Source organism: Streptomyces sp. NPDC006435 (genome assembly GCF_040612315.1).
In the GTDB taxonomy this organism is placed as follows: Bacteria; Actinomycetota; Actinomycetes; order Streptomycetales; family Streptomycetaceae; genus Streptomyces.
The window spans coordinates 1-4,418 of the sequence record NZ_JBEXPY010000106.1; the positions used below are offsets into that span (position 1 = coordinate 1).

The window sequence follows — 4,418 nt, forward strand, 5'->3', positions numbered from 1 at the left end:
GGCCGGCGGGCGCCCGCGCGCGCGGGCGCCCGCCGGCCCGCCGCCGCCCCCCCCCCCCCCCCCCGACGAGCAGGTGCGGGGCGGTCACCGCTGGGGGCGGCGGGGCGTCTGCGCCGGCCGGGAGGTCCGGGGCCGGGCCGGGGGCTGTGCGGTCCGCGCAGCCGCCTGGCCGGGTCGTGCGGTCTGGGCCGGCCGCGCGGTCTGGGCGGCGAGCAGCAGGCGCCGCTGCCGCTGCCGCATCAGCCGTACCTTCCGTACGGTCGCGATGACACCGGCGACGAGCGTTCCGCCGTACAGCCATCCGGCGTGCACGGCGAGCGCCGTGACGACCGCCATGGTCCGGCCGCCGAAACCGCCCGTGCCACCGGCGATCGGGATGACGCCGACGGTGAAGGCGATCGGCACGATGATCGGCGCGGTCACCAGGTCCGCGGGCCGCACCCACAGCGCCGTCAGCGCGCTGACCGGCAGGAACAGCGCCCCGAACACGAACGGCGAACCGTCGAGGAGCAGCAGGTCGAGACAGCCCAGCACGAGCATGGAGGCGGCGGCGAAGAGCCCCGCGCCGATGCCGGTCAGCCGCGGGTTGGGCAGCTTGCGCAGCGCGAGCACGACGGGCGGCACCGGCCGGGACCGCCCCTCGGGCGCCCTGATCACCCGGTAGACGGTCGCGGTTTCCTCGATGGTGCCCTGCGGGGACAGCGGGGCCTGCTGGGCCTGCCTGCGCTGCGGGGGACGTGTCCTGTGCTGCTCCACCGGGACAACGTAGGTCGCCGGGCGGGAGGAAGCGGGTGCGGGACACGCGCTTTGGGCGACCTAGGCGATGAGTTCGATGCCACACGGCCGAACGGGAACCGACCATCCCCTCACCCGTCCCGCCCCCGAGACCCCGTGCCATCCACCCCTCCCCGCCCCGAGACCCCCTTGCCTCCCCGCCCGGCCGGACCCGTGGCTGCCCGGTCGTGCTCGCCCGTAAACTGGAGAATCGGCCCACCGGGTCCGCAACCGCTCCACCACCTCCTCACTCCTCAGGAAGTCGCCAACGTGTCGCTCACGATCGGAATCGTCGGTCTGCCGAATGTCGGCAAGTCGACCCTGTTCAACGCCCTGACCAAGAACGACGTGCTGGCGGCCAACTACCCGTTCGCCACGATCGAGCCGAACGTCGGCGTCGTGGGCGTCCCGGACCCCCGTCTGAACAAGCTGGCGGAGATCTTCGGCTCCCAGCGGCTGCTCCCCGCCACGGTGGACTTCGTCGACATCGCCGGCATCGTCCGCGGCGCCTCGGAGGGTGAGGGCCTGGGCAACAAGTTCCTGGCGAACATCCGCGAGTCCGACGCGATCTGCCAGGTCATCCGCGCGTTCAAGGACGAGAACGTCGTCCACGTCGACGGCAAGGTCTCGCCCAAGGACGACATCGAGACGATCAACACCGAGCTGATCCTCGCCGACCTCCAGTCGGTCGAGAAGGCCGTCCCGCGCCTCACCAAGGAGTCCCGCCTCCAGAAGGACAAGGTCGCGGTCCTCGCCGCGGTCGAGGAGGCCCAGAAGATCCTGGAGTCCGGCCAGACCCTCTTCGCCGCGGGCATCACCGCGGGCACCGAGAAGGGCAGGCTCCTCCACGAGCTGCACCTCCTGACCACCAAGCCCTTCCTCTACGTCTTCAACGTCGACGAGGACGAGCTGGTCGACGAGGACTTCAAGAACGAGCAGCGTGCCCTGGTCGCCCCCGCCGAGGCGATCTTCCTGAACGCCAAGATCGAGTCCGAGCTGATCGAGCTCGACGACGAGGAGGCCCTCGAACTCCTCCAGTCCATGGGCCAGGAAGAGCCCGGCCTGGCCACCCTCGGCCGCGTCGGCTTCGACACCCTGGGCCTGCAGACCTACCTCACGGCGGGTCCGAAGGAAGCCAGGGCCTGGACGATCAAGAAGGGCGCCACGGCCCCCGAGGCGGCCGGTGTGATCCACACCGACTTCCAGAAGGGCTTCATCAAGGCGGAGATCATCTCCTTCGAGGACCTGGTCGAGACCGGCTCGGTCGCCGAGGCCCGCGCCAAGGGCAAGGCCCGCATGGAGGGCAAGGAGTACGTGATGCAGGACGGCGACGTGGTCGAGTTCCGCTTCAATGTGTAGCGGCTGACTTAACACCACGTCGCTGATCTGGCAAACGTGCAGGTCAGATGGGGTCCGACTCTTCGGAGTCGGGCCCTTTGTTTTTTCCCGTGCTGGGATGGTGCTGGGATAGCTGACCCCTCGTCACCTGTCGTCATCCCTGGTCATCCGTACCGTGCTGGGACGGGGATGGGCTGACGGTGCTGGGACACAACTTGGCGTTGAGCCCGACTCGGCTACCGTTCCACATTCCGGCAGTTACGGGGGCCCTGGATGGAAACCGCCCTGGGGGCGTTCTGGCCGTGCTGGTGCGTGACGATGTGGGGTCGGCACTCGCTCGACATGGAGCGTCCACCCGAAGTGGGCTTGCGGACTCATGGTCGGCTTCTCTTAGGACTTGTCCGGCCGATCGTGCGCGGAGCCAGATGACGAGGGCTGCGGCAGTCGCGGTCCCGAGGAAGATGTAGCCGCGCTTGTCGTAGCGGGTGGCCACAGCTCGGGCGTGCTTGAGCCTGTTGATGGCCCGTTCGACGGTGTTGCGCTTCTTGTACCGCTCCTCGTCGAAGCCCGGTGGCCGTCCGCCTCGTGAGCCTTTGCGCAGGCGGGCGGCATGGCTGTCGATCTTCTCCGGGATGGCGTGCCGGATGCCCCGGCGCCGCAGGTACTCACGGCACGGCCCGTTGCTGTAGGCCCTGTCCGCCGCGAGGCTGTCAGGCTTCTTCCGCGGCCTGCCCAGCCCGATCCTCGGGACACGGATCTTCTCCAACACCGACTCGAACTGCGTGCAGTCCGCCCGCTGCCCCGGTGTGACGATCAGGGACAGCGGGCGGCAGCGGCCGTCCACACTCAGATGGAGCTTGGTCGTGAACCCGCCCCGCGAGCGGCCCAGGCCCTCACTTTCTGCACCACCTCCGCCAGGTGGGCGACGAGGCTCTGCCACCGTGTCTCGCCCTGGTGTTCTACTGCTGCGGCCCCCTTTGAGGCGGGGAGTCGGCGGCGGATTGGTGCGGGCGCCGGCGGCGTGCTGATGTGCACGCACGACGGTGGGGTCGACCGAGATGTCCCAGCCGATCTCCCCGGCCGCGTCGGCCTCGGCCTGGACCTGCCGGAGCAGGCGTTCCCAGGTCCCGTCGGCCGACCACAGGCGGTGGCGTTCATAGACGGTCTTCCACGGACCGAACCGTTCGGGCAGGTCACGCCACTGAACGCCGGTCCGCACCCGGTGCAGAATGCCGTTGATCACCTGCCGGTGATCCCGCCACCGGCCGCACCGACCGTTGCTGAATGGAAGGAACAGCCGAAGCCGTTCCCATTCGGCATCCGTCAGGTCACCCCGCCCCATGACCACGTGAACGATTCGGCAACGGAGTAGTCACATGATCAGCTGGATGGCGGCAATCTTGCTGACCTCGCCGCCGGGAGCCGCGTGGTCATCGGTCGGAACTGCTGAGGGCACCAGGTGCGCGGCCCGCGAGCCAGACGGCGACCCGCTTCTGCAACTCCTTGTCGGCGCGGGGATAGTCCCAATTCGCGTACCATTCCAGGTACTGCAGGATGTTCTCCGAGCGGGCCGGGTGGGCCACCGCGACCACGTCGACACCGACCTCGCCGGTCGAGCAGCTGATGTACACGCTGCTGTCGAGCGCCATCATGCCGAAGCCCGGGTGGCCCGCACGTATGCCGAGGAACGCCGATGCCGCACCCCGGCCCATGATGTCCCAGCGGTCCAAGAGCCGGGCCCGGGTCCAGACCTCCGGTGCGGCACGGCGGCCATAGGGCTGGCTCCGCTTCTGCAGGACGGCTTGGTGCGTGTGGGTGCCGTGGGGAAGCAGGACGAGGAACTCGCGCCGGTGGTCGAGAAGGCCGGAGGAGACCGCCAGGTCGTACCAGTCCTCGTTGAGACGCTCGACGAGCCGTGGGGTTTCGTACCGGTGGGAGAAGCGGCCGACAATGTCCTCGGGGCGATATCCGAAGACGAACGGCATCGTGCCGTCTGGCACGGCGTCCGGGATCACCTCGAGGCCGGCCCGCCGCAGCGGCCGGTACATCTTGCGCTCGCGCTCCTGGATACCCACCGGTCACTGTTCTACCAGGGTCAGCGCGCCAAGAATCCTCCGGCCCGGCGCTTCCTTGTGTCCCTCCCGACCTCCCGGATCAGACCGGTACAGGACCAGCCACATGATCGGCCGGACAGGCCCTAGTAGGGCTTTGTTACGTCTCTGGGCAAGTGGTCGGCTTGGTGGTTTCCTGCTGGTATGAGGGCAGATGAACTCGCCATGTGTCAGGGTCGGTTGGAGGAGTTCGCT

Annotated in this window: 3 protein-coding genes and 1 pseudogene; 1 reads left to right on the forward strand and 3 read right to left on the reverse strand. The window is 69.0% G+C overall.

What is annotated here, in order from left to right; all coding sequences use genetic code 11:
• Window positions 1-84: 84 nt before the first annotated feature.
• Entirely contained in the window at window positions 85-654 is a 570-nt protein-coding gene (locus ABZZ04_RS39205; RefSeq protein WP_356937020.1) for a DUF6542 domain-containing protein, read from the reverse strand.
• A 390-nt stretch (window positions 655-1,044) separates the two neighbouring features.
• Between ABZZ04_RS39205 and ychF the strand changes: the two genes are divergently transcribed.
• Window positions 1,045-2,133, forward strand: a complete 1,089-nt coding sequence (gene ychF / locus ABZZ04_RS39210; protein WP_356937018.1) for a redox-regulated ATPase YchF — start codon at window positions 1,045-1,047, stop codon at window positions 2,131-2,133.
• A gap of 397 nt (window positions 2,134-2,530) precedes the next feature.
• On the opposite strand, the pseudogene ABZZ04_RS39215 reads toward ychF, so the two are convergent.
• Window positions 2,531-3,454: pseudogene (locus ABZZ04_RS39215) on the reverse strand (IS5 family transposase); the annotation flags it as partial.
• 88 nt (window positions 3,455-3,542) lie between these two features.
• Entirely contained in the window at window positions 3,543-4,187 is a 645-nt protein-coding gene (locus ABZZ04_RS39220) for a hypothetical protein (protein WP_356937019.1), read from the reverse strand.
• Window positions 4,188-4,418 lie beyond the last annotated feature (231 nt).